This window comes from Agromyces sp. Y575 (assembly GCF_059445445.1).
The window spans coordinates 181,157-204,839 of record NZ_JCAIUI010000003.1; the positions used below are offsets into that span (position 1 = coordinate 181,157).

Annotated in this window: 23 protein-coding genes; 8 read left to right on the forward strand and 15 right to left on the reverse strand. The window is 69.1% G+C overall.

All coding sequences use genetic code 11. The annotated features are described in order from the left end of the window. Positions 1–40: 40 nt before the first annotated feature. The gene (locus AC1C2U_RS12965) at positions 41–967 is read right to left on the reverse strand and encodes an ABC transporter ATP-binding protein (RefSeq protein WP_495362181.1); all 927 of its coding nucleotides are present in this window, start codon (positions 965–967) and stop codon (positions 41–43) included. Between the two features lie 217 nt (positions 968–1,184). On the opposite strand from AC1C2U_RS12965, the gene AC1C2U_RS12970 reads away from it, so the two are divergent. The 4 genes from AC1C2U_RS12970 (at position 1,185) to AC1C2U_RS12985 (ending at position 3,646) form a co-directional block, all read left to right on the forward strand. Beyond that, positions 1,185–1,574 (forward strand): MmcQ/YjbR family DNA-binding protein, encoded by a 390-nt coding sequence (locus AC1C2U_RS12970; protein WP_495362182.1) that lies wholly within the window; start codon positions 1,185–1,187, stop codon positions 1,572–1,574. Between the two features lie 227 nt (positions 1,575–1,801). Continuing rightward, positions 1,802–2,770, forward strand: coding sequence for a sensor histidine kinase (locus AC1C2U_RS12975; RefSeq protein WP_495362183.1), 969 nt, complete (start codon positions 1,802–1,804; stop codon positions 2,768–2,770). Continuing rightward, the gene (locus AC1C2U_RS12980; protein ID WP_495362184.1) at positions 2,767–3,384 is read left to right on the forward strand and encodes a response regulator transcription factor; all 618 of its coding nucleotides are present in this window, start codon (positions 2,767–2,769) and stop codon (positions 3,382–3,384) included. The genes AC1C2U_RS12975 and AC1C2U_RS12980 overlap by 4 nt, the downstream gene beginning before the upstream one ends. A gap of 127 nt (positions 3,385–3,511) precedes the next feature. Further along, entirely contained in the window at positions 3,512–3,646 is a 135-nt protein-coding gene (locus AC1C2U_RS12985; RefSeq protein ID WP_495362185.1) for a hypothetical protein, read from the forward strand. Between the two features lie 194 nt (positions 3,647–3,840). On the opposite strand, the gene AC1C2U_RS12990 is transcribed toward AC1C2U_RS12985, so the two are convergent. Then, the gene (locus AC1C2U_RS12990; RefSeq protein WP_495362186.1) at positions 3,841–4,842 is read right to left on the reverse strand and encodes an AraC family transcriptional regulator; all 1,002 of its coding nucleotides are present in this window, start codon (positions 4,840–4,842) and stop codon (positions 3,841–3,843) included. A 175-nt stretch (positions 4,843–5,017) separates the two neighbouring features. Here AC1C2U_RS12990 and AC1C2U_RS12995 point away from each other — a divergent pair, with 175 nt between their 5' ends. Then, the gene (locus AC1C2U_RS12995; RefSeq protein ID WP_495362187.1) at positions 5,018–6,427 is read left to right on the forward strand and encodes an FAD-binding oxidoreductase; all 1,410 of its coding nucleotides are present in this window, start codon (positions 5,018–5,020) and stop codon (positions 6,425–6,427) included. Between the two features lie 35 nt (positions 6,428–6,462). Here the strand turns inward: AC1C2U_RS12995 and AC1C2U_RS13000 are convergent, their stop codons facing one another. From AC1C2U_RS13000 to AC1C2U_RS13015, 4 genes are read right to left on the reverse strand one after another with little or no spacing between them, the layout of a single operon-like run. Beyond that, a complete protein-coding gene (locus AC1C2U_RS13000; RefSeq protein ID WP_495362188.1) occupies positions 6,463–6,966 on the reverse strand; it encodes a MogA/MoaB family molybdenum cofactor biosynthesis protein in 504 nt (167 codons plus the stop codon). Further along, entirely contained in the window at positions 6,963–7,439 is a 477-nt protein-coding gene (gene moaC, locus AC1C2U_RS13005; RefSeq protein WP_495362189.1) for a cyclic pyranopterin monophosphate synthase MoaC, read from the reverse strand. Before moaC ends, AC1C2U_RS13000 begins: the two co-directional genes overlap by 4 nt. Next, complete coding sequence (locus AC1C2U_RS13010) at positions 7,432–8,727, reverse strand: molybdopterin molybdotransferase MoeA (RefSeq protein WP_495362190.1); 1,296 nt, start codon at positions 8,725–8,727, stop codon at positions 7,432–7,434. The genes moaC and AC1C2U_RS13010 overlap by 8 nt, the downstream gene beginning before the upstream one ends. 15 nt (positions 8,728–8,742) lie before the next feature. Then, positions 8,743–8,991, reverse strand: coding sequence for a MoaD/ThiS family protein (locus AC1C2U_RS13015; protein WP_495362191.1), 249 nt, complete (start codon positions 8,989–8,991; stop codon positions 8,743–8,745). 129 nt (positions 8,992–9,120) lie between these two features. Between AC1C2U_RS13015 and AC1C2U_RS13020 the strand changes: the two genes are divergently transcribed. Further along, positions 9,121–10,299: a ThiF family adenylyltransferase gene (locus AC1C2U_RS13020; protein WP_495362192.1), complete on the forward strand. Its 1,179-nt coding sequence runs from the start codon at positions 9,121–9,123 to the stop codon at positions 10,297–10,299. 52 nt (positions 10,300–10,351) lie between these two features. Further along, complete coding sequence (locus AC1C2U_RS13025; protein ID WP_495362193.1) at positions 10,352–10,765, forward strand: molybdenum cofactor biosynthesis protein MoaE; 414 nt, start codon at positions 10,352–10,354, stop codon at positions 10,763–10,765. Between the two features lie 87 nt (positions 10,766–10,852). Here AC1C2U_RS13025 and moaA read toward each other — a convergent pair whose 3' ends face one another. The 9 genes from moaA to AC1C2U_RS13070 form a co-directional block, all read right to left on the reverse strand. Continuing rightward, complete coding sequence (moaA, locus tag AC1C2U_RS13030; RefSeq protein ID WP_495362194.1) at positions 10,853–11,938, reverse strand: GTP 3',8-cyclase MoaA; 1,086 nt, start codon at positions 11,936–11,938, stop codon at positions 10,853–10,855. Between the two features lie 41 nt (positions 11,939–11,979). Next, positions 11,980–13,122 carry a sulfate/molybdate ABC transporter ATP-binding protein gene (locus tag AC1C2U_RS13035; protein WP_495362195.1) on the reverse strand — a complete coding sequence of 381 codons (1,143 nt, stop codon included), beginning with the start codon at positions 13,120–13,122 and terminating at the stop codon, positions 11,980–11,982. Further along, entirely contained in the window at positions 13,119–13,970 is an 852-nt protein-coding gene (locus AC1C2U_RS13040) for an ABC transporter permease (RefSeq protein WP_495362196.1), read from the reverse strand. Before AC1C2U_RS13040 ends, AC1C2U_RS13035 begins: the two co-directional genes overlap by 4 nt. Continuing rightward, on the reverse strand, positions 13,967–14,818 hold the full coding sequence (gene modA, locus AC1C2U_RS13045) for a molybdate ABC transporter substrate-binding protein (RefSeq protein WP_495362197.1): 852 nt from the start codon (positions 14,816–14,818) through the stop codon (positions 13,967–13,969). Before modA ends, AC1C2U_RS13040 begins: the two co-directional genes overlap by 4 nt. Then, positions 14,815–15,222: a TOBE domain-containing protein gene (locus AC1C2U_RS13050; protein ID WP_495362198.1), complete on the reverse strand. Its 408-nt coding sequence runs from the start codon at positions 15,220–15,222 to the stop codon at positions 14,815–14,817. The genes modA and AC1C2U_RS13050 overlap by 4 nt, the downstream gene beginning before the upstream one ends. Positions 15,223–15,300: 78 nt before the next feature. Then, positions 15,301–16,059, reverse strand: coding sequence for a respiratory nitrate reductase subunit gamma (gene narI, locus AC1C2U_RS13055; protein WP_495362199.1), 759 nt, complete (start codon positions 16,057–16,059; stop codon positions 15,301–15,303). Then, complete coding sequence (narJ, locus tag AC1C2U_RS13060) at positions 16,056–16,775, reverse strand: nitrate reductase molybdenum cofactor assembly chaperone (protein WP_495362200.1); 720 nt, start codon at positions 16,773–16,775, stop codon at positions 16,056–16,058. Before narJ ends, narI begins: the two co-directional genes overlap by 4 nt. Beyond that, complete coding sequence (narH, locus tag AC1C2U_RS13065; RefSeq protein ID WP_495362745.1) at positions 16,772–18,439, reverse strand: nitrate reductase subunit beta; 1,668 nt, start codon at positions 18,437–18,439, stop codon at positions 16,772–16,774. The genes narJ and narH overlap by 4 nt, the downstream gene beginning before the upstream one ends. A 31-nt stretch (positions 18,440–18,470) precedes the next feature. After that, on the reverse strand, positions 18,471–22,226 hold the full coding sequence (locus AC1C2U_RS13070; protein ID WP_495362201.1) for a nitrate reductase subunit alpha: 3,756 nt from the start codon (positions 22,224–22,226) through the stop codon (positions 18,471–18,473). Between the two features lie 222 nt (positions 22,227–22,448). On the opposite strand from AC1C2U_RS13070, the gene AC1C2U_RS13075 reads away from it, so the two are divergent. Then, positions 22,449–23,666, forward strand: coding sequence for an MFS transporter (locus tag AC1C2U_RS13075; protein ID WP_495362202.1), 1,218 nt, complete (start codon positions 22,449–22,451; stop codon positions 23,664–23,666). The last annotated feature ends 17 nt before the right edge of the window (positions 23,667–23,683 follow it).

Here is a 23,683-nt window from a genome sequence, read left to right on the forward strand (position 1 = left end):
GAATCGAATCGGGATCGTACGGCGGGCGTACCGGTCATGGTCACAGCCCGAGCGGGCGACCGGTCAGCGCGGTGAACGCGTCGTCGAGCGTGCGCTTGTCGATGCGTAGCTCGGAGACCACCGCCTGATTCCTGGCGAGCACGCCGGTGACGGCCGTGGCGAAGTCGCCCGTGCCCGCGACGGTCACCTGTCCGCCGTCCCGGCGCACCGCAGACACCCCGGGTACCGCTCGGAGCAGCTCGAACAGGAGGTCGGGATCGAAGTCGCCGGCGGCCGCGACGGTGAAACGCATCTGGTGCTCGGCGCCGACGCCGTCGATCAGACCGGCCGGCGAGTCGATCGCGGCGATGGTGCCGTTGCTGAAGACGGCGACTCGATCGCAGAGCTCCTCGACCTCGTCCATGAAGTGACTGACCAGCACCACGGTCACGCCGGTGTCGCGGATCTGCTTGATCAGCTGCCACGTCGCGCGGCGGGCATGCGGGTCGAGCCCGGTGGTCAGCTCGTCGAGGAATGCCACGCGCGGGTTGCCCACGAGGGCCAGGGCGATGATGAGGCGCTGCTTCTGCCCGCCCGAGAGTTTGGCGAAGCGCACGTTGCGCTGTTCGGCAAGGCCCCACTCGGTGAGGAGTTCTCGCCAATCGCGCGGATTCGAGTAGAACGACGCGTAGAGGTCGAGGGCCTCCCACACCTTCAGGTTGTCGGGCATCGCGGTGTGCTGGAGTTGCACGCCGACCAGTTCACGCAGGGCGCGGCCGTCGCTGACCGGGTCCAATCCGAGCACGCGAACGGAGCCGCTGTCGGCGCGGCGCAGGCCCTCGATGATCTCGACCGTCGTGGTCTTGCCGGTGCCGTTGGGGCCGAGGATGCCGAAGATCTCACCCTCTTCGACGGAGAACGAGACTCGGTCGAGCACGGTGCGACCGGCGTAACTCTTGGTGAGTTCGGAGACTTCGATGATTGACATGTCTCGAGTCTCGCGAGGTGCGGGCAGGGTGCCATCGCCCATGCGGCCATGGCCGCGGGGTGAGCGGATGATCGACGAATCAACCGATCGGTTGATGACACTGCACCACACGCGCTGGGACGACTTCGCCGAGCTGTGCGACCGCAACGACCCGCGCGGGGATCAATCAACCGACACCTCGTGCCTTCCTGTCGGAAGTGCTACGTAGGCTCACATCGTGGCCACCCTCGACGACCTGCGGCGCACCGCCGTCGCGCTGCCCGGTAGCGAGGAGCGCGCGACGACGGGCGGCGCCGCGTGGTTCGTTCGCGGCAAGCTGTACGCGTGGGAGTGCCATCCGTGGCCGAGCATCCCCGCCGACATACGCAAGATAGTCGCCGCCGAGCTCGTCGTCGGGGTGAAGGTCGCCGAGCGCCTGGACGCGCTCGCCCTCGTCGAAATGGCGCCCGACGTGTTCCTGCGCACCACAACCCGCTGGGGCGAGCCGAAGGTCGCATTCCGCATGGCCGACATCGACGAAGACCATCTCGCCGAGCTCATGACGGAAGCGTGGCGCGTGCAGGCTCCGAAGTACCTGCGGCGTGAGTTCGACGACGTCGGCTCGTAGAGGTTCCCTCATCGGGTGCTCGAACTTTCGGGCACGTGATGTGCCGGAGGTCGTATCGACCCATGGACGGCTTCGGGGTACCGTCCAGATGAGCGCCATGCGCGGAATGGCCATGGCCGAATGCCGGAGAACGGCAAGTGGGGAACGGTATGCGGATTGATGTGCCCAAGGTCTCCGGCGCGGTGATCACTGAGTTGCATACGCGGCTGCTGCAGCGAGGAAGCGTGTTGGCGACCGCCGAGGTGCTCGATGGCGGGCTGGAGTTTCAAGTCCAGTCGATCCTTGCGGAGACCTTCTCGCTGTCGGGCGGCGGCGGCGAGTCGCCGCTGGTCGCAGTTGAGTACAGCGACCTCGAGGTGTTGAGCGCGCACGGGCAGCGGACGGCCACGTTGGACATCGATCCGTCGGAGCCGCTGATGGCGGCAGAGGTGCTGTTCGGAGTGGCGTTGCCGCTCGTTGCAGATGCGGTCGCCGAAGCGGGGGGTCAGCGCCGGGATCTGGACGTCGCCCGGGCGTTGCATCATGCGATCTGGCGGCGGTTCCCGCCCGGCGCCATCGCCTACGTGGAGGTGCTTCGGGATCAGCTGCGGTCATCGGACCGTGAAGCGCGGCTGCGTCTCGCGCGTGAGCTGCACGATCGGATCGCCCACGGCATTGCGGCAGGCGTACAGCGGTTGGAGGCGGCCCAACTGCGTCGACCGGATGAGGAGGTCGCCACGGCGATCGGGATCCTTCGTGATGCGCTCTTGGACACTCAGGACATCGCCGTCGACCTCCGAGTACAGGTCGGGGACGGTGAACTGGCTGAAGCCCTCGAGGAATACGCCTACGCGACCGGTGGGCGTGGCACGCTGCCCGTCCACGTCACGCAGGTCGGCACGGTCAGGCCACTGAGCGACCTTGCCCGTGAGGAGCTGTTCACGATCGTCGCCGAGGCCACCCGCAACGCTCGCTCGCACGGACAGCAGGCAACCGCGGTGCAGGCGCGTCTGGCGTGGTCACCGGTCGAGTTGCAGGTCACGGTCACCGACGACGGACTCGGCTACGACGATGCCACTCGCGGGCCGACCTCACTCGGCCTGCGTGGAATGGCGGAGCGAGCCGGGGTGATCGGAGCGACGGTTGAGTTCCTCAACGCTCCAGGTGCTGCGGGCATCCGATTGACGTTGCCGTTCGTGGCGAGAGCTGCGACGTGACGGGCGCGGCATCCGTGACCGTGGTCATCGCGGATGACCACGAGCTCTTCCGGGAAGGGCTGCGGGCGATGCTCTCCGCCGCCGATGGGGTACAGGTGGTCGGTGAGGCTGCCACGCACGATCAAGCGTACGAACAGGCGATCGCTACGCGACCCGACGTGCTGCTGCTCGATGTCGAAATGCCCGGCATTCCGGTGCTGTCGACGATCAGCCGGGTTCGAGCTGAGGCGCCGGAGACGCGGATCCTCATCGTCACGATGCACCGCGACCGAGTCCTCGCGAATCACCTGCGGGCGGCCGGCGCGGCCGGGTTCGTATCCAAGTCGGCTCCGGCCAGCGAGTTGGTCGACGCGATCCATTCCGCGATCGACGTCTTCGACGCCGCTCACCGGCCAGAGCTCGTCGTCTCGATCCTGTCTCTGCGCGAAAAGGACGTGATGAGGCTGATCGGTCAAGGGATGTCCAACGAGCAGATCGGTCGATCGTTGTCGATCTCAGTCGGCACGGTCAAACGCCACAACACCAACATCTTCACCAAGCTCGGAGCGAGCTCTCGCACCGACGCCGTGGGGAAGGCGTCACGGCTCGGTGAGATCGAATCACCGGGGTCATGAGCGAGCAGCCGTCCGATCCGCTCTCGCGTTCGGGCAGGCGGAATGTCGCGAAGGTCGTATCGACGCGCCGACTGACCCGACGTACGTTACCCGTATCCCGACCGCCAGCGACCTGAGATGAGACGACGTGAACCCGTACGACGCTGCCTTGCCCGACCGCGAGATGCCGCGCGTTGATCCGACCGCGATCAGCATGCCACCACACACCTCGATCGATATCACCGCTTACCTTCCGGCAGCCGACAGCGAACCGACCGCATGAACCACGCCAACGAACGACCGGCGCTGGTGCTCACGGACGAGGGGCGGCATCGGGTACGACGTGGCCGGAGTGGCGCTCGTCTGGCACCTGCTCACGCAGCCCCGGTTCTGACCCGCCGTCGGGTGCATCCGGCCGAGCAGTAGACGATCCCTCACCGGATCGAACTCTCGGGTCCGCGTAGCGTCACGGCATCGTCATCCCGGCTCCCGTCGATCTCTCGTCACGGGTCCTGAGCTTCCGCGCCGCCAGATGCCCGGGGCCCGGCCGACCTGTCGCTTGAAGGCCCGGTTGAACGCGGACTCGGACTGGTAGCCGACGGCGGCCGCCACCTGGGACACATTGAGGGAGCCGCCCGTCAGCAGGCCGGCGGCGACCTGCAGCCGCCACCGGGCCAGGTAGGTCATCGGGGGTACACCCACGAACGAGGTGAACCGTTCAGCGAAAACTGAGCGCGACATCCTGATCTCGCCTGCCAGTCGCTCCAGGCTCCAGGGCTCGGCGAACCGGCCGTGGATGAGGCGCAGTGATGCGCCGACCTCGGGGTCACGGAGTCCGGCCACCCAGCTGCGCGCCTCTCGGGGCAGCCCGCCGATGTGTGCTCGGAGCGCTTCCACGAACATCAGTTCCGACAGCTTGGCCAGCATCGCCTCCTGCCCTGCGTCGCGCCCGACGCTGGCCTCGATGGCGGCGTCCAACAGGCCGGTCATCCATCGCCAGCTCCGCTCGGACACGGGCGCATGGACCATCCGCGGGAGTGATTCGAGCAACGGGTTGAACGGCCGTTCGTCGCATGCCAGGTAGCCGCACACGATCCGGCACGGGTCGACCGTGCTGTCGCCGTTGATGTTGATGACGAACGGCAGCGCTTCGGACACCGGACGATAGTAGAGCGGGAGGTCGGGCTGTCCCCGCATCCCTGGCGCTGACTCGAGGATGTTCGCTTCGCCAGCGGGAAAGATCACCATGTCGCCCGCCTGCAGCAACACGGCCGGCTCTGGCTCGTCGACTGCTTCCACCCAGCAGGAGCCGGACGTCAGCACGTGGAAGGCGATGATGTGCTCGGAGTCCACCGCGATCTTCGCTGCGATCGCCTCGGTCGGTGGGCTCTGCAACATGAACGGTGATCGTGCGTCGATGTCGAAGAAGACGGCCCCACTGAGGCGTATAGCGAGGAGGACGTCGGACAGGACATCCATGCGGTGCCTCCGGACGTTCAGGCAACGCGGCCGGACTCACGGCCACGATCGATGTTGCCGCCGGACGAACGGGCAAGAAGTCCGGCGCTGCGGGCGTTCCGATCCGTGGACCGACGCTCCTAGTGTGAAAGTCCAATTCTCCCACAAGGGTGATGTGCCCGGAAGGAACCGGAAGATGAGCACAGTGAAAATCGGCGTGACGACTGGACTCGAGAGCCTGCGCGAACGGTTGCGGGGCACGCTCGTCGAGCGCACCGACCCCGGATTCGACGATGCCAGAGCGGTCTACAACGGCGCGATCGATCGCCGCCCGTTGGCCGTCGTTCGGGTCGCCGATGTCGGAGACGTGATCGCGTGTGTGGACGTCGCACGCGAACACCGGATCCCACTCGCCGTGCGCGGTGGCGGCCACCACGGCGCCGGGTTCGCGGTCTGGGACGACGCCCTGGTCATCGACTTCTCGGGGCTGAAGTCGACCAACGTCGACCCGGCGGCACGAACGGTGCGAGTCGATGCCGGGTGCACCTGGGGTGACGTGGACCATGCGACCGGCGCGTTCGGCTTGGCCACGCCGTCGGGCTTCGTCTCAACAACGGGCGTCGCGGGGCTGACCCTCGGCGGCGGCACGGGCTATCTCACCCGACACTTCGGGCTCACCATCGACAACCTGCGCTCCGTCGATGTGGTGCTCGCCGACGGCGGGTTCGTCACCGCGAGCGAAGACGACCATGCGGATCTGTTCTGGGGGCTGCGTGGCGGTGGCGGCAACTTCGGTGTGGCCACGTCGTTCACGTTCCGGTGTCACCCCGTCGGCGAGGACGGAGTGATCATCGGTGGCCCAGTGCTCTATGACATCGCCGACGCCGAGGAGGTGTTCCGGTGGTACCGGGATCTGCTCCCCGCCCTGCCGGACGATCTCAACGGCTGGATCGGCGTGCTGGAGGTCCCATCGGCGGCGCCGTTCCCCGAGGAGCTGTGGGGCCGGAAGGTCTGCGGGATCGTCTGGTGCTATTCCGGGCCGCACGACGACGGAGCCGAAGACCTGTTGGCCCAGCTGCGGGAGTTCGGTTCACCCCTGCTGGTGGGCGTTCAACCGATGCCCTACCCGACGCTCCAGAGCGCGTTCGACGGCCTGCTGCCGGCTGGACTGCAGTGGTACTGGAAGGCTGATGTCTTCGTGGAGATCACGGATGAGGCCATCGACATGCATCGGGCGTACGGCGAGACCATCCCCACGCCGTCGTCGACGATGCATCTTTACCCGATCAGCGGGGCGGCGGCCCGGGTGGCGGTGGATGCCACCGCATTCGCATTCCGCAGCGGCGGGTGGAACGGGGTGATCGCCGGCATCGACCCTGATCCCGCCAATCTTGCCACCGTGACGGACTGGGCCCAGCGCTACTGGGCGGATCTCCACCCCACCTCGGTCGGCGGGGGCTACGTCAACATGATGATGGACGAAGGGCAGGAGCGCGTGCGTGCAGCGTACCGAGGAAACTACGACCGGCTCGTCGAGCTCAAACGGCGCTACGACCCGCACAATCTCTTCCGGATCAATCAGAACATCGATCCTCGAGTCGATTGAGACGACCGCCGACCCAGCTCGACGGCGCGTCGAGCTCAGCTCGCAGCTGGGTGGTCGCCGCCGGCGAGTTGATCGAGCACGTGCTCGAGCACCTCGCCGAGCACCGCGAGCCCGTCGCGCACGCCACCGGCGGAGCCCGGCAGGTTGACGACGAACGTCGAGCCGGCCGCGCCCGCGAGACCGCGCGAGAGTAGCGCGGTGGGCGTCGTCGCGGCGCCGCGACGACGCAGTTCCTCCATGAAGCCCGGCACCTCGCGATCGATCACGGTCGCGGTGGCCTCGGGGGTGACATCGCTCGGCGAGAGCCCGGTACCACCCGTCGTGACGATCACGGAGGGCGAAGCAGCGACGGCGTCGCGCAGCGCCGTGCGCACGGCCTCCCCGTCGGCGAAAACCGCGGGCGGCGCGACGTCGAAGCCGCGCTCGGCGAACCACGCCGCGATGACGGGGCCGGTTCGATCGGTGTACACACCGGCGGCCGCACGGGTCGAGGCGACGATGACGACGGCGGTGCGCGGCATCCGCTCGGCCTCGGTCATTCGCGCGACCAGTCGCCGCTCTTGCCGCCCGCCTTCGCGAGCACCATCACGTCGGTCATGACCGCTCGATTGTCGACGGCCTTGATCATGTCGTAGAGCGTCAGCGCGGCGACGGTCGCGGCGGTCAGCGCCTCCATCTCGACTCCGGTGACGCCCTTCGTGGTGACGGTCGCGACGACGCGCACCCGGTCGCCCTCGGGCGTGATGTCGACGTCGAGCTTCGTGAGCGGCAGCGGGTGGCAGAGCGGAATGAGCGACGAGGTCTGCTTCGCCGCCATGATGCCGGCGATGCGCGCGGTGCCGATCGCCTCGCCCTTCGGCAGTGTGCCATCGCTGATGGCGGCGACGACATCGGCGCGAGTGACGAGCACCGCCTGCGCGCTCGCGGTGCGCCGCGTCACCGCCTTGTCGGTCACGTCGACCATGTGCGCGGAGCCGTCACCGCGCAAGTGGGTGAGCCGTGGTTCAGTCATCGATCCTCCAGACGTCGACGTGGGCGCCGGCCGGCATGGCGGCGACTCCCACGGGAAGGTGCACGAGCACGGTGGCGTTCGCGTAGGCGTGCAGCAGGTGCGAGCTCGGCGCGCCGACCTCGACGTCGCCATTGCCGTCGATGACGCCGCGCCGCACCTGGTGGCGGCCGAGCGGTGAGGTCACGTCGTGTGCGAGCCGCACTCGGGCGCGGGCTCGATCGGGGGCGAGGCCCGCGAAGGCGCGGAGCACGGGTCGCAGGAACAACTCGAACGAGACGAGGGCGCTCACCGGGTTGCCGGGGAACGACACGACGGGCACGGCCAACGGATCGCCGTCACGGCCGAGCACTCGTGCGAGTCCCACGCCCTGCGGGCCTCCGGGCTGCAGGGCGACCTTGGCGAACTCCACCCCGAGGGGCGCGAGCGCATCGCGCACGACTTCGAACGCACCGGCGCTCACTCCGCCGGTGGTCACCACCAGGTCGACGAGTCCAGCGGATGCCTCGACCGCCGCCAGAACGGCGCTCGCCTCATCAGGGGCGAGCGATTCGTGCACGCTCGCCCCGCTCTCGCGCAGCGCGGCGGCGAGCATGGCGGTGTTCGAGTCGTGGATCTGCCCGGACGCGAGCGGCTCACCTGGGCGGCGGAGCTCGTGACCGGTCGAGATGAGCAGCACCGCGACGGGCCGGCGCACCTTCACCCGGGTGATCCCCGCGGCGGCGAGCGCGCCGAGCTGGGCGGGCCCGAGCCGCATCCCGGCGGGAAGGAGTCGTTCACCGCGCGCGACGTCGGAGCCGGCATCGCGCACGAACGTGCCGGGTTCGACCGGCCGGGCGAAGGCGACGGTGGTGCCGGGCCCGGAGTCGCGGCGACCGCCACCAAGCCCTTGGAACCGGGGTGGGTCCGCGGCTTCGATCGGCACGACCGCATCGGCACCGTCGGGCATCGGAGCACCCGTCATGACCGGGCCTGCGGTGCCGGGCACGTGAGTGCGTACCGGGTCGCCTGCGGCCACCGTCGTTCCGACGGGCAGCGAAACGGGTGCGTCGGAACGGGCGCCGGCGAGGTCGGCCGAGCGAACGGCGTACCCGTCCATCTGCGAATTGGCGAACGCCGGAAGGTCGGTGGGGGAGTCGACGTCGACGGCGAGCACCCGGCCGAGCGCATCCGTTCCCTGTCGCCCCGACAGGATCGAGATCTCCTCGAACCCGGCGGGCTCATCGAGCCGCGCCTTCAGCGGCTCCAGGAGCTCGCGAACGACGCGTTGATGCTCGGCGAACGTGCGCATCCGACCCCTTCGGTCTCAGCCGCCCGCGAAGGGCGGCAGGATGTCGACCTGTGCGGCGAGCGGATGGGTGGGGTCGCGTCGCACGGTGCCGTCGACGAGGAACGAGCCGGACTTCAGCACTTGGGCCATCGGCTCGCCGTAGCGGTCGACCAGCAGCTCACGAAGCGAGCCGAGTGTCGCTGCATCGCCCAATTCGAGGTGCTCCTCGTCGAGACCGGCCGCTTCGGCGGCGGCGGCGAAGTACCGCACGGTCACGAGGGTCATGCCCACGATGCTACCCCGCCCGGTCGGGGCGGTGAGGGGATCGCGCAGACGATCGGGCGGTCGAGCGGGCGGTCGAGCGGGCGGTCGTTCGGGGGCCCGTTCCGGGCGGTGCTGCGTACAATGACGTCCATGCAACCGCCGACGCTGCCGCAGGCCGGCACGCGACCCGGCCCGCTCGTCGAGCCGGGCCCGCCGCTCGTGCCCGAGCGCATCGCGCGGTTCAGCCGTCAGCTCATGCTGCCCGGCTTCGGCGAGCTCGCCCAGCGTCGGCTCGCCGCCGCGCGCGTGCTCGTGGTCGGCGCAGGCGGCCTCGGCAGCGCCCTCGTGCCCTCCCTCGCCGGTGCCGGCGTCGGCACCATCGGCATCGTCGACGACGACCTCGTCGAGCTCTCGAACTTGCACCGGCAGACGAGCCACGGCGTTGCCGACGTCGGCCGGGCGAAGGTCGACTCGCTCGCCGACACCGTGGCTGCGATCGATCCCGAGTGCCGAGTGGTGCGGCACCGCACCCGGCTCACCTCGGCGAACATCCGCGACATCCTCACGGGATACGACCTCGTGGTCGACGGCAGCGACAACTTCCCGACCCGGTACCTCACGAACGATGCCGCCTCGCTCGCGGGCGTGCCGCTCGTCTGGGGTGCGATCCTCCGCTACCACGGCCAGGTCGGCGTCGCATGGCACGCGCACGGCCCCGGCTATCGCGACCTCTTCCCCGTGCCGCCCTCGCCCGACGAGGTGCTGTCGTGCGAGCTCGGCGGCGTGCTGCCGAGCCTGTGCGCGACCATCGGCGGCCTCATGGCCACCGAGATCGTGAAGATCATCACGGGAGTCGGCGAGCCATTGCTCGGCCGGGTGACGACGGTCGACACGTTGACGGGCCGGTCTCGCGAGATCGCTTACGAGTCGATCGCCGACGCCCCCGAGATCACGAGCCTCATCGACTACGAGGCGTTCTGCGGCACCATCCCCACCGAGGGGCGGTCGACGGCGATCCAGGCGGTGTCCGCCGCCGAGCTCCTGCAGCGTCTCCGCGACGGCGCGCCGATCACGCTGATCGACGTGCGGGAGCCGGCCGAGGCCGAGCTCGGCCGTATCCGCGACAGCGTGCTCGTGCCGCTCGCCGCGCTCGCCGGCGGCGCCGGCCCCGAACCCGGGTGTCGGCCGGTCGTCGTGTACTGCGAACGGGACCTGCGCTCGCGGCGCGCGGCGCGAATACTCAGCGACCGCGGGCACTCCGACGTGGTCTACCTCGCGGGCGGCATCGTGACGTTCGCGGCGGTCGCCGACGACCTCGTGCAGCGCTGAGCACGGGGCATCCGCTCACCATCGACCACCACACGCGAGAGACGAGACGCGCATGACCGAACTCCTGGCCGTCATCACGGCGGAGCCGATCGACGAAGGCGCCGTGCGGGCCGCCGTCGAGACCGATTCGAGCGGTGCCGTCGTCATGTTCTGCGGGGTGGTGCGCGACCACGACGGCGGCCGCAGTGTGCAGGCGCTCGACTATCGGGGCCACCCCGACGCCGAGCGCTTCCTCGCCGACTGCGTGCGTCGCATCGCCGACGAGACCGGGCTCGTCGTGGCAGCGGCGCACCGCGTGGGCGAGCTGCGCATCGGCGACGTGGCACTCTTCGCCGCGGCATCCGCTGCCCACCGGGCCGAGGCCTTCGACGCCTGCGAGCGCCTCGTGGAGCTCATCAAGCACGAGGTGCCGATCTGGAAGCGACAGCACTTCACCGACGGCGTCTCGGAGTGGGTCGGCCTCTGACCTCGCGACTCGATCTCGGGTGAGCTGTACTGACGCGCGCGCCGGGCGTGGTGTTCGGCCCGGCCCAGCTGAGGCCCCGCACGCGCCTCAGCCGCCGATGTACGACATCTCGATCTTCGGCAGGGCCGCGCGCAGCTCTGGCGTGAGGCTCGACCGCACCTCGGAATAGCGATCCGAGCGGGCGCCCCAGATCGCGCCCATGGCCGACGCGATCCCGTCGTCGTCGATGCCGCCGCGCAGCAGCGCCCGCAGATCGTGCCCTTCCGAGGCGAACAGGCACGTGTAGAGCCGCCCTTCGGTCGAGATTCGGGCGCGATTGCAGGTGCCGCAGAACGCCTGCGTGACGCTCGAGATGACGCCGATCTCGCCGCCGCCGTCGCGGTAACGCCAGCGCGCGGCCGTCTCGCCGGGCGCCCGCGCGCCGACCGGCTCGAGGGGCAGCTCGCGGTCGATCGTCTCGACGATCTCGGACGACGGCACGACTTCGTCGAGGCTCCAGCCGTTGGAGTTGCCGACATCCATGTACTCGATGAAGCGCAGGCTGTACGGGGTGTCCTTGAAGTGCCGGGCCATCGGCAGCACCTCGTGATCGTTCAGGCCGCGCTTGACGACCATGTTGACCTTGATCGGGCCGAGTCCGGCCTCGTGCGCGACGCGCAGGCCGTCGAGCACGCGTGCGACCGGGAACTTCACATCGTTCATCGCCTGGAACACGGCGTCGTCGAGCGAGTCGACGGAGACCGTCACCCGGGTCAGGCCCGCCGCTTTCAACGAGGCCGCCTTCACGGCAAGTGCGGCGCCGTTCGTGGTCAGGGCGATCTCGAGCGGGCGGCCGTCGGGCGTGCGCAGTTCGGCCAGACTCGCGACGAGGTCTTCGAGGCCGCGCCGCAGCAGCGGTTCGCCGCCGGTGAGCCTCAGCTTCTCGACGCCGTGCGCCGCCGCCACTCGAGCGAGCCTGGTGATCTCTTCGAAGCTCAGCAGCTCGTCACGGTCGAGGAAGGCGTAGTCGCGGCCGAACACGGTCTTCGGCATGCAGTACACGCAGCGGAAGTTGCACCGGTCGGTGACGGAGATCCGCAGATCGCGCATCGGGCGATCGAGCTGGTCGGCGAGACGGCCGGTGGCAGGCAGGCGGCGCACGACCGAGCGCGCGTCTGAGGGCACGGTCTTCACAGCTCACCCCCTCGTCTGGCGTCAACGCTAACACCGAGGGGTCAGCCGACCGCCCTCACCGAGACATCCGACGCGGCGATGGTGAACGTGAGCCGGGTTTCGGCGGCGAGCCCCAATGCGACCGCCGCCGCCGACGGGACATCGACGACGAGTCCGGGATGCTCCGTGATCACGATGCGCACCCCGCCGGGCGCGCTCTGCAGCGACGAGACGGTTCCGACCCAGCGGTTCGGCACCGGGTCGACGGATGCCGCTGGCTGCCGTTCATCCGTGGGAGTTGCGTGCACGGCCCCCGGGCTGAACACCGCCGAAGCTTTGCCTCCCGGGTCGACGCTGCCGGTGGCGGCGTGGAGGACGAGTCGCGCGCCACGCGGTCCGGTCACCTCGACCGAGCCGTCGGCGGTGCCGATGCCCGTGGCGAGGTTGACGCCGGCGAGGGCGGCTGCGAACGGCGTTGCCGGGTGGCCGAGCACCTCGGCGGTCGGCCCCTCCGCCACGATTCGGCCCGACTGCAGGATCGCGGCTCGATCGGCGAGCATGATCGCATCGAGCGGGTCGTGCGTGACGAGGAGCGTCGGGATCGGCCGATCGCCGGGCTGTTCGGCGATGACGCTGCGCATCTCGGCGGCGGTCTGCACGTCAAGCGAGGCGAACGGTTCGTCGAGGAGCAACGCGTCGGGGCGCGAGGCGAGCGCCCGGGCGATCGCGACACGCTGCTGCTGACCGCCGGAGAGCTCCCGCGGTCGGCGGCGGGCGAACTCGGCGAGACCGAACCGGTCGAGCATGCCGAGGGCGCTGCGACGTGCGTCGGCGGCCGGCGCGCCTGTCGCCCGCGGGCCGAATGCGATGTTCTCGAGGGCAGTGAGGTGGGGGAAGAGCAACGCCTCCTGGCCGAGCAGTGCGACCCGCCGGCGCTCGATCGGAAGCGAATCGACCTTGCCGTCGCTTCGTCGTGCAACGAGCGTGCGACCGCCGAGCCGCACCGTTCCCGCGGTCGGCGCGAGATGCCCGGCGATGATCGCGAGCAGCGTCGACTTGCCCGAGCCGTTCGGGCCGAGCACCGCGAGCGTCTCGCCCGCCCCGACGCCGAGCGCGACGTCGATCGTGAAGTCGCCGCGGCCGGCGACGACCTCGACGGCGAGCGTGCTCGCCGCGGGCGTGCGCTGCGCGGGCGGCGTGCTCACTGCGTGGCATCCTCTCGCCAGGCCCGCATCGAGAGCAGCACGGCGACCGCCACCAGAATGAGCATGAGCGACAGGGCGATCGCCGTGTCTTCGCCGACGCCCGCGCCGTTGAAGGCGGTGTAGATCGCGAGCGGCATCGTGCGGGTGACTCCGGCCGCGTTGCCCGCGAACAGCGCCGTCGCGCCGAACTCGCCGAGTGCGCGCGCGAAGCACAGCACGGTGCCGGCGAGCAGCCCCGGACCGACGAGCGGCAAGGTGACGCGACGGAACACCGTGAAGCGGCCGGCGCCGAGGCCCGCGGCGACCGCCTCGTACCGGGTCCCGAAGCTGCGCAGTGCCCCCTCGACCGAGATCACGAGGAACGGCAGGGCGACGAAGGTCTGTGCGATCACGACCGCCGCGGTCGTGAACGGGATACGCAGGCCCAGCAGGGCGAGCGAGTCGCCCAGCATCCCGTTGCGGCCGAGGAGCGCGAGCAGGGCGATGCCGCCGACGAGCGGCGGCAGCACGAGGGGGAGCGTGGTCAGGGTGCGCAGCACCGCGCCGAGGGCCGGGGCGCTGCGGGCGATGACGACCGCGAGCGGCACACCGAGAATGACGCAGCAGAGGGTGGCGATCGTCGCGGTCATGAGCGAGAGCGACAGAGCCTCGAGCGCTGCGGGGGAGCCCATCGCGGCCGGGACGTTCGCCCAGTCGAGTTGTACGAGGAGCGCCGCGATGGGCAGCACGAGCACCGCGCCGCCGAGTGCGGCGGGCGCGACGAGCCAGATGGGAAGGCGCGTTGCGCCTCGGCCGGGGCCGAAGCGCTCGGAGCCGCCGCGGTGCGATGTCTGGAGAAGAGTCGTCACGGCGTCCCGAAGCCGAACGAGGCGAGCACCTCGACGCCCTCGGCCGAGCGCACGAAGGCGATGAAGGCCACAGCAGCCTCGGGGTTCGCCGCCCCCGTGAGCGCGGCGATCGGGTACACGTTGGTCGCGGCATCCGCACCTTCGATCTCGACCCCTGCGACCCCCGCGACCTCGTCGCCTGCGGCCAGCACATCGGTGACGTAGACGAGCCCGGCGTCAGCCTCGCCGGCGCGCACCTTCGTGAGCACGGCGGTGACGTTCTGCTCCTCGCTCGCGGGCACCAGGTCGACGCCGGCCCGCTCGAGGAGGGTGACCGCCGCGTTGCCGCACGGCACCTCGGGAGCGCAGACGACGACTATCGGCGCGGCGCCGTTCGCCGTCGCATCTGCCAGGTCGTCGAGACGATCGATGCCGAGCGGATTGCCCGGTGGCACCGCGATCTCGAGCACGTTGGTGGCGAAGGTCTCGGCTTCGCCCTCGACGAGACCTTCGGCAACGACCTTGTCGAGGTTCTTCTCGTCGGCAGAGGCGAACACGTCGGCCGGTGCACCCTCGATGAGCTGGGTGGCGAGCACCGAGGAGCCGTCGTAGCTGATGGGCGCGACCTCGAGGCTCGGATGCAGCTGCTCGAACCGCGTGGCGAGCTCATCGAAGGCGCCGCCGAGCGATGCGGCGGCGAAGATGGTGAGTTCCCCTTCGAGCTCGGTCGCTGGCGCAGTCTCTGGCTGCGCGGATGCCCCGGGGGCACCGTCGGAGACGACGCAACCGGTGAGCGCGAGCACGAGGGCGGCGGTGGCAGCCGCGGCGGCTGTCACGGTCGCTGCTGCCGAGCGGGCGCGACGTGTCATTCGACGGGGTCCTTGTCGGTCTCGATCGCGACCATGGTCGCCTTGACCACCGCGACGCCCCGGGAGCCGACGTCGAGGGCGAGTTCGCGTGCCGCTTCGGCCGACATCAGCGAGACGACCCGGTGCGGGCCGCATTGCAGCTCGACCTGTGCCATCAGGCCGTCGATCTCGACCCGGGTGACGAGACCGACGATGCGATTGCGGGCGCTGCGCTGCACCTGGCTGCGGTCGGCGGGTGCCGTCGCGATCAAGACCGCCCGGGCAGCGAGCTCGGCGCCCGGCACGACCTGACGGCCTGACGCGTCTCTGCTCGCAGTCAGGAGGCCGTCGTTCACCCATCGGCGCACGGTGTCGTCGCTGACGCCGACGAGCGAGGCAGCTTCGCTGATCCGATAATGCGTCACAAAATCGACGTTAGATCCGCAGCTGCGGAATTGCAAGCAGGATGCGCGACCAGCTGCCGCTCAACGACCAGCTGCCGTTCAGAGCCGGGTGAGCTTCTCGGGGTCGGGCTGCTCCACTGGCTCCCATCCGCGGCGGGTGGGCCGATTTGGCCGCTGCGCATCGCGCGAACGGTAGACGATGTAGGGGCGGAAGAGATACCCGACCGGCGCGGAGAAGACGTGAACGAGCCGGGTGAACGGCCAAAGGGCGAAGAGCAGGGTCGCGGCGACCACATGGAGCTGGAACGAGAGCGGCACGTCGGCCATGAGTTCGGGCTGCGGTTGCAGGCCGATCAGGCTGCGGGTCCACGGCCCGATCGTGCCGCGGTACTCGTAACCGGGCCCGAGCAACTGGTGCAGCACGGTCGCGGCCGTGCCGAACGCGATCGTGGCGCCCAGGAAGACGTACATGACCTTGTCCATCCTGGTCGTCGCGAGGAACACCGGGCCGACCGTGCGGCGTCGGTAGATGAGGATCACGAGTCCCGCGATCGTGAGCACCGCGGCAGCAGTGCCCAGCGTGGTCGCACCGATGTGGTACATGTGCTCGTCGATGCCGATGGCGTAGAGCCATTCGCGCGGGATGATGAGGCCGACGAAGTGTCCGGCGATGACGAAGAGGATGCCGAGGTGGAACATCGGCGACCCCCAGCGCAGCAGCCGGTTCTCGTACACCTGGCTCGACCTCGTGGTCCAGCCGAACTTGTCGTAGCGGTACCGCCAGACGTGGCCGACGACGAACACGGCGAACGCGGCGTAGGGCAGCGCCACCCACAGCACGATCTCGAATGCATTCATGTGCGGACCTCCTCCGGCGGGCCCCCGGCCGGGGTGAACGGCGGCAGATTGCCGAGGAACGAAAGTCCGACCGTCTCGGTCGGGGGCCCCTCGTCGATCAGCGCGAGGACGCGTTCGCGGGTCGCGTCGTCGATCTCGGGAAGCGAGCGGCACACGGCGCGAACGACCGCAGCGTACGGGCTGTCGAGTCGTTCGAGCGCGGTGCGGAGCACCTCGAGTCCTTCACGATGCGATGCGATCAGCTCGGATGCCACGGGCGAGTCGCTGCGCGCCGCGAGTTCGAGCACGGCCGGCAGGAAATCGGGCAGCTCGTCGGCATCGAACTCCCACCCCGCTGCCCGGTACGCCTCGAGGAACGCGACGAGCGCAGTGCCCCGCCGCCTGGTGTCGCCGGCCGTGTAGTAGCTGAGGTAGAGGCAGCACTTGCGTTTGACGTCGAACGTCGCCACATACTGCGCTTCGAGTTCGGTCTGCGGCGTGGCGCGCGCATGGTCGAGGAAGATGGCGAACTCGCCGGCGATGGGCCGGGGCAGCGAGGCGACGGCTGCGCCGATCGGGCCGAGCCGTGCGGCGAAGCCTGGTCCTGGATAGTCGAGGAGGAGCGAGGCCGCCATCTGCGACGCATTCCGCTGATCGCGCGTGAGCGTCAGGGATTTCGTCGGCCGCGGCATCCGATTCAGGGTGATCTGCATCGGCAGGCGCAGTCGTGTGCTCATTGCTCGCCCTCGCCCTCGCCCTCGGCCTCGCCCTTGCCCTTCGGCGGAAACAGCCCGCCCGCTGATCCGTTTCCGTCCCAGTTCAAGAGGTTCACCCGGCCCGGCGTCGAGGGGCGGTCGGCGGTCTGCCGGTTCTTCAGTGCATGGAAGTTCTCGACCGCGACCGGCACCTGCTCGCCGCTGGACGACCCGAAGGGCCCGGCACCGCCCATGCCGGGGCCGCCGTCGTAGTCGAGCGAGCAGGCGAGCTCGTCGAGCTCGCGCGCCTGCTCGGTGTGGGCGGCCGGGATGACGTAGCGCTCCTCGTACTTCGCGATCGCGAGCAGCCGGTACATCTCCTCGAGCGTTTCACCGGTCATGCCCACGGCATCGGCGATGCGCTCGTCTTTGCCCTCGCCGAGGTTGATGCCCCGCATGTACGAGCGCATCGCGGCGAGCTTGCGCAGCGACGCCTCGACGGGCCGCGTATCGCCCGCGGTGAAGAGCCCGGCGAGGTACTCGAGGGGGATGCGCAGCTTGGAGATCGCGGCGAACAGGGTCTTCGCGTCTTCTCCGTCGCTGCCCGAGGAGGCGACCACGTCGACGACCGGAGACAGCGGGGGGATGTACCAGACCATCGGCATCGTGCGGTACTCGGGATGCAGCGGCAACGCCACCTTGTACTCGCTGATGAGGCGCCGGATGGGGCTGCGCTGGGCCGCGTCGATCCAGTCCTCGGGAATGCCCTCGGCGCGCGCGGCTTCGATGACGGCCGGGTCGTGGGGGTCGAGGAAGACGTCGCGCTGGGCGTCGAGCAGCGCGTGCTCGTTCTCGACGCTCGCGGCGGCCGCCACCTTGTCGGCGTCGTAGAGCACGAGGCCGAGGTAGCGCAGGCGCCCGACGCAGGTCTCGGAGCACACGGTCGGCAGGCCGACCTCGAGCCGCGGGTAGCAGAGAGTGCACTTCTCGGCCTTGCCGGTCTTGTGGTTGAAGTACACCTTCTTGTACGGGCATCCTGAGACGCACATGCGCCACCCGCGGCACTGGTCTTGGTCGACGAGCACGATGCCGTCTTCCTCGCGCTTGTACATCGCCCCGGAGGGGCAGGATGCCACGCACGAGGGGTTCAGACAGTGCTCGCAGATGCGCGGGAGGTAGAACATGAAGGTGTCCGAGAACTCCGCTGCGACGTGCTCGGACATGTGCTGGAGGATGGGGTCCTGCGCCATGGTCTCGCCTGAGCCGCCGAGGTCGTCGTCCCAGTTCGCCGACCAGGAGATCTTCATGTCTTCACCGGTGAGCAGGCTCTTCGGCTTGGCGACCGGGGTGTGCTCGCCCGCCGGGGCGTTCAGCAGCATGTCGTAGTCGTAGGTCCACGGTTCGTAGTAGTCGTGGATCTCAGGCAGTTTCGGGTTCGAGAAGATCGTCGCGAGCTTCTTCAAGCGCCCGCCGCTCCTGAGCTTCAGGCGCCCGCGCTTCGTGCGCACCCAGCCGCCGCCCCACTTCTCCTGGTCTTCGTACCCGCGCGGATACCCGACTCCGGGCCGCGTCTCGACATTGTTGAACCAGACGTACTCGACCCCCGAGCGGTTCGTCCAGGCCTGTTTGCACGTGACCGAGCAGGTGTGGCATCCGATGCACTTGTCGAGGTTCATGACCATCGACATCTGAGCCATGACCTTCATCTGATTGCCCCCATCATCAGTACTCGACACATCAGTACACGACCTCCTGGTTGCGACGGCGTATCACGGTGACCTCGTCTCGCTGGTTGCCGGTCGGCCCCAGATAGTTGAAGGCGAAGGAGAGCTGCGCGTAGCCGCCGATGAGGTGGCTCGGTTTCAGGAGCACCCGGGTGAGTGAATTGTGGATGCCGCCGCGCTGGCCGCTCGTCTCGGTGCGCGGCACATCGACCGTGCGATCCTTCGCGTGGTACATGTACACGGTTCCCTCCGGCATGCGGTGGGAGACGATCGCACGCGCGACGACGACGCCGTTGCGGTTGTACGACTCGATCCACTCGTTGTCGCGCACGCCGATCTTCGCTGCGTCCTGCGGACTCATCCAGATCGTCGGGCCGCCTCGCGAGAGCGAGAGCATGAAGAGGTTGTCCTGGTATTCGGAGTGGATCGACCACTTCGAATGCGGGGTGAGGTAGCGCACGGCGACCTCGGCATGACCGGCGGCCGCGGGGTCGCCGCTCGGCTTCGTCGAACCGACCGGTGGCGAATCTCCGAACAGTCGCGCCAGGTCGAGCGGCGGCCGGTAGATCGGCAGGTTCTCGCCGAGCTCGGCCATCCAATCGTGATCGAGGAAGAAGTGCTGGCGGCCGGTGAGCGTGTGCCACGGCTTCAGATGTTCCACATTGATCGTGAAGGCGGTGTAGCGGCGTCCGCCGTGCTCCGAACCCGACCATTCGGGGCTCGTGATGACCGAGACGGGGCGGGCCTGTACGTCGGCGAAGCGGATCCGCGTGCCCTCGTGGTCGAGGGAGAGCTGCGCGATCTGCTGTCCGGTCTTCTGCTCGAGTTGGCGGAAGCCCTGCACCGAGAGTCGTCCGTTGGTGGTGCCCGAGAGGGCGAGTATCGCTTCGCAGGCCTTCACGTCGGTGTCGAGCAGCGGCTGCCCCGCCCCGGCGCCCGCCCGGGCGACGCCGTTCAGGCGCCCGAGCTCGGCGACCTCGGGTGTCGGATCGAAGACGATGCCCTTCGTCGTCATGCCGGCTTTCACAGCGAGCGGGCCGAGGGTCGCCATCTTGTCGGCGATCGCCGTGTAGTCGCGCTCGACGACGATGAGCTTCGGCATCGTCACGCCCGGCACGAGCGGCAGATCGTGCTCGACCGTGCCGTGCGGGGTCGCCATCGCGTCGGGGGTGTCGTGCATGAGGGGTGCGGCGACGAGGTCTTCACGGGTGCCGAGGTGCGTCGCCGCGTACTCGGAGAAGCGTCCCGCGATGAGGTGGAAGATCTCGAAGTCGGTCTTCGTCTGCCAGGGTGGGGCGATCGCCGGGTTGAACGAGTGCACGAAGGGGTGCATGTCGGTCGACGAGAGATCGTACTTCTCGTACCAGGTCGCCGCCGGCAGCACGACGTCGGAGAAGAGCGTGGTCGACGTCATCCTGAAATCGGTCGTCACGAGCAGGTCGAGCTTGCCCTCTGGGGCGTCATCGCGCCAGTCGATCGTCTTCGGCCTGCGGTCTTCGGATGCCTCGGCAGCGCGCACCGCCGAATCCGTGCCGAGCAGGTGCTTCAAGAAGTATTCGTTGCCCTTGCCCGAGGAGCCGAGGATGTTCGCCCGCCACACGTTCAGCACCCTCGGGAAGTTCTCGGGGGCGTCGGGGTCTTCGCACGCGTACCGTAGCGAGCCGTCGTTCAGGCTGTCGACGACGTACTGGGCAGGTTCCTTGCCGGCGGCTCGGGCGTCGTCGACGAGGTCGAGCGGGTTGCGATCGAAGGTCGGGTAGCTCGGCATCCAGCCGCGCTTGGCCGACTCGACGAGGCAGTCCGCGGTGGTGCGACCCTCGAAGAGGCCCGCGGCGAGCGGGGAGGCGAGCTGATCGGCCGGCAGGCCGTCGTAGCGCCACTGGTCGGTGGCGAGGTACCAGAATGCGGTGCCGATCATGGCGCGGCCAGGGCGCGACCAGTCGGAACCGGTGGCGTACTGGGTGTATCCCGTGACGGGGCGCACCTTCTCCTGGCCGACGTAGTGCGCCCAGCCGCCGCCGTTCACGCCCTGGCACCCGGTCATGGTGGTCAGGGCGAGGAAGGTGCGATAGATCGTGTCGGAGTGGAACCAGTGGTTGGTTCCAGCGCCCATGAGGATCATCGAGCGGCCGCCCGAGCGTTCGGCGTTGTCGGCGAACTCGCGCCCGATGCGTTCCGCCTTCTCTGCCGGCACTCCCGTGATCTCCTCTTGCCAGGCCGGAGTGCCGGGTGTCGACGCATCGTCGTATCCGGTCGGCCAGACCCCCGGGAGCCCTTCGCGGCCGACCCCGTACTGGGCGAGCAGCAGGTCGAACACGGTCGTCACAGTGCGCCCGGCGACGCTCGCGACGGGCACGCCGCGGCGCACGATGCCGGATCCGCCCTCCTGTTCGGCGCCCGGCTCGGGCGCAACGTCGAAGCGCGGCAGGTCGACTGCCGCCGTTCCGCCCGTCCAGCCGGTGCCGTCCATGATCGAGAGCTTCGGGTCGACCCCTTCGAGATCGAGGTTCCACTTGCCCTGATCGGATGCCCCGAAGCGATGCCCGAGCGAACCGTTCGGCACGACCGGTTCGCCGTCGCCTCCCATCAGCACCGTCTTGAACTGCGGATTGTCGACGTCGGCCGCCGCCCCGCCGAGGTCGGACGCGGTCAGGAACTTGCCCGGCACGAAGCCGTCGCCGCGCGGCTGGAGGCTCACGAGGTACGGAGCATCCGCATAGCTCTTCAGGTACTGCTCGAAGCGTTCGGTGCGCCGCTCGACGAGGAACTCGCGCAAGATCACGTGACCCATCGCGAGCGCGAGTGCGCCGTCGGTGCCGGGGTGCGGGGCCAGCCACTCGTCAGCGAACTTCGTGTTGTCGGCGTAGTCGGGCGACACCGTCACGACCTTCTGGCCGCGGTAGCGCGCCTCGGTCATGAAATGGGCGTCGGGGGTGCGGGTGACCGGCACGTTCGAGCCCCACATCATGAGGTACGTGGAGTTCCACCAGTCGGCCGACTCGGGAACGTCGGTCTGGTCGCCGAACACCTGTGGGCTCGCGACCGGCAGGTCGGCGTACCAATCGTAGAACGACTGCATGGTGCCGCCGATGAGGTTGATGAACCGGGATCCGGCGCCGTGGGAGACCATCGACATCGCGGGGATCGGCGAGAAGCCCGCGACCCGGTCGGGGCCGTGCACCTTGATCGTGTGCACGTGGGCGGCCGCGATGATCTCGAGCACTTCGTCCCACGAGGCCCGCACGAGTCCGCCCTTGCCGCGGGCGCGCTTGTAGCTGCGGGATGCCGCGTCGTCGGCCATGAGCGACTCCCACGCGAGCACGGGGTCGCCGCCGACCCGTTCCTTCGCCGCGCGGTAGAGGCCGAGCAGTGTCCCGCGCACGTACGGGTAGCGCACCCGGGTCGGGGAGTACGTGTACCAGCTGAAGGCGGCACCCCTGGGGCATCCGCGGGGCTCGTACTCCGGAGAGTCGGGCCCGACCGAGGGGTAGTCGGTCTCTTGGGTCTCCCACGTGATGATGCCGTCCTTCACGTAGACCTTCCACGAGCACGAACCCGTGCAGTTGACACCGTGGGTCGAACGCACGACCTTGTCGTGCGACCAGCGGTCGCGGTAGAAGATGTCGCCCTGGCGCCCTCCCTCGAGGGTGACCGTGCGGAGGTCGGGCGAGACCTCGCCAGGCCGGAGGAACCGGCCGAATTTCACGAGGGCGTCGGCGAGCGGGCCATCGGTGGCGGGTTCGACTGCAGGGCTGGGCGTTCGGCTCATCGAAGCCTCCTCGGTTCAGCTGGTGCTTCGCGTCGGCCACGGCCGCGTTCCGACACGTCCTACGGTCATTGTGCTCGGCGATCCGCCGAATGGGAAGTGACTCGTGCGTATCAGCGCGTCGCCGCACGTTCGGGCCGTGTGGCGAACGCGTGCGCTCCCGGCCGTCGATGTGTACTGTCTGCCTCAGGAACGTCACGATCTCCAGCGTGCCGAGGGGGCAGCATGAACGAATCGTCGTCGAAACAGAAAAGCACAGGACTGCGGGGGCAGCTCGGTCAAGTGCTCTTGGCGACCTTCGCCTCGACGATCGGTTTCTGGGCGTGGATGGTGATCGCGCCGCTGCAGAAGACCTATGCGACCGAACTCGGGCTCGACGAGGGGCAGATCTCGCTCATGCTCGCCATGCCGGTGCTGGTCGGTGCGCTCGGCCGCGTCGTCGTCGGTGCACTCACCGACCGGTTCGGCGGACGCAAGATGTTCACCTTCGTGCTGCTCGGCTCGGTTCCGGCCGTGCTTCTGGTCGCCCTGGCCGGTGTGCTGCAGAACTTCCCGCTGCTGATGGTCGCCGGCTTCTACCTGGGCGTCGCCGGCACGATCTTCGCCGTCGGTGTTCCGTTCTCGAGTGCCTGGTACGAGGCGAAACGTCGGGGGTTCGCGACGGGCGTGTTCGGCATGGGCATGATCGGCACCGCGGTCGCGTCATTCTTCACGCCGCGACTGGCCGAGAGCATCGGATACCTGCCGACGCACCTGCTGATCGCGGCGATCATGGTGGCGACCGCGATCGTGGTGTGGGTGTTCCTGCGGGACTCGCCCGAGTGGGAGCCGAGCCGTCAGCGGCTCGTCCCCAAGGTCATGGGAGCGCTGCGGCTCCGCATCACCTGGGCGATGGCGTTCCTCTACGGCATCGTGTTCGGCGGCTTCGTCGCCTTCGCGACGTTCCTGCCGAAGTACCTCACCACGATCTACCCCGACGACGTCGATCCGATCGGCGCGGGCACCCGCACTGCGTTGTTCGCTTTGGCGGCGGTGGTCGCCCGCCCGATCGGCGGAGCGCTCTCAGACCGATTCGGCCCGAAGATCGTCTCCCTCATCTCGCTCGCGGGCATCGTCTCGCTGGCCTACATCGTGGGCCAACAGCCGGCCGAGGGGGTGCTCACCGGCGCCGTCTTCATCGGTATGGCTGCGGCGATGGGACTCGGCATGGGTGCGGTCTTCGCTTGGGTGGGGCCGTCGACTCCGAAGGACAAGGTCGGCGCGGTGTCCGGCGTCGTGGCAGCCGCGGGCGGCCTCGGCGGCTACTTCCCCCCGCTCGTGATGGGCGCCACGTACCATCCGGAGACGAACTCCTATGCGCTCGGGCTCTGGCTGCTCGTGCTCGTCGGTGCGGTTGCACTCGTCGTCGCCGGAATGCTTCGCGACGCGCGATCCGGCTCCTGAGCTCCGACGGGGGAGGG

Coding starts and splice junctions, on each gene's coding strand:
- AC1C2U_RS13020 (WP_495362192.1), top strand. CDS start 9,121: ATGCAACCGCCGACGCTGCCGCAGGCCGGCACGCGACCCGGCCCGCTC.
- narI (WP_495362199.1), bottom strand. CDS start 16,059: ATGAATGCATTCGAGATCGTGCTGTGGGTGGCGCTGCCCTACGCCGCG.
- narH (WP_495362745.1), bottom strand. CDS start 18,439: ATGAAGGTCATGGCTCAGATGTCGATGGTCATGAACCTCGACAAGTGC.
- AC1C2U_RS13000 (WP_495362188.1), bottom strand. CDS start 6,966: ATGACCGAGGCCGAGCGGATGCCGCGCACCGCCGTCGTCATCGTCGCC.
- AC1C2U_RS12990 (WP_495362186.1), bottom strand. CDS start 4,842: ATGGATGTCCTGTCCGACGTCCTCCTCGCTATACGCCTCAGTGGGGCC.
- modA (WP_495362197.1), bottom strand. CDS start 14,818: ATGACACGTCGCGCCCGCTCGGCAGCAGCGACCGTGACAGCCGCCGCG.
- AC1C2U_RS12965 (WP_495362181.1), bottom strand. CDS start 967: ATGTCAATCATCGAAGTCTCCGAACTCACCAAGAGTTACGCCGGTCGC.
- AC1C2U_RS12995 (WP_495362187.1), top strand. CDS start 5,018: ATGAGCACAGTGAAAATCGGCGTGACGACTGGACTCGAGAGCCTGCGC.
- AC1C2U_RS13010 (WP_495362190.1), bottom strand. CDS start 8,727: ATGCGCACGTTCGCCGAGCATCAACGCGTCGTTCGCGAGCTCCTGGAG.
- AC1C2U_RS13070 (WP_495362201.1), bottom strand. CDS start 22,226: ATGAGCCGAACGCCCAGCCCTGCAGTCGAACCCGCCACCGATGGCCCG.
- AC1C2U_RS13075 (WP_495362202.1), top strand. CDS start 22,449: ATGAACGAATCGTCGTCGAAACAGAAAAGCACAGGACTGCGGGGGCAG.
- AC1C2U_RS13015 (WP_495362191.1), bottom strand. CDS start 8,991: ATGACCCTCGTGACCGTGCGGTACTTCGCCGCCGCCGCCGAAGCGGCC.
- moaC (WP_495362189.1), bottom strand. CDS start 7,439: ATGACTGAACCACGGCTCACCCACTTGCGCGGTGACGGCTCCGCGCAC.
- narJ (WP_495362200.1), bottom strand. CDS start 16,775: ATGAGCACACGACTGCGCCTGCCGATGCAGATCACCCTGAATCGGATG.
- AC1C2U_RS13025 (WP_495362193.1), top strand. CDS start 10,352: ATGACCGAACTCCTGGCCGTCATCACGGCGGAGCCGATCGACGAAGGC.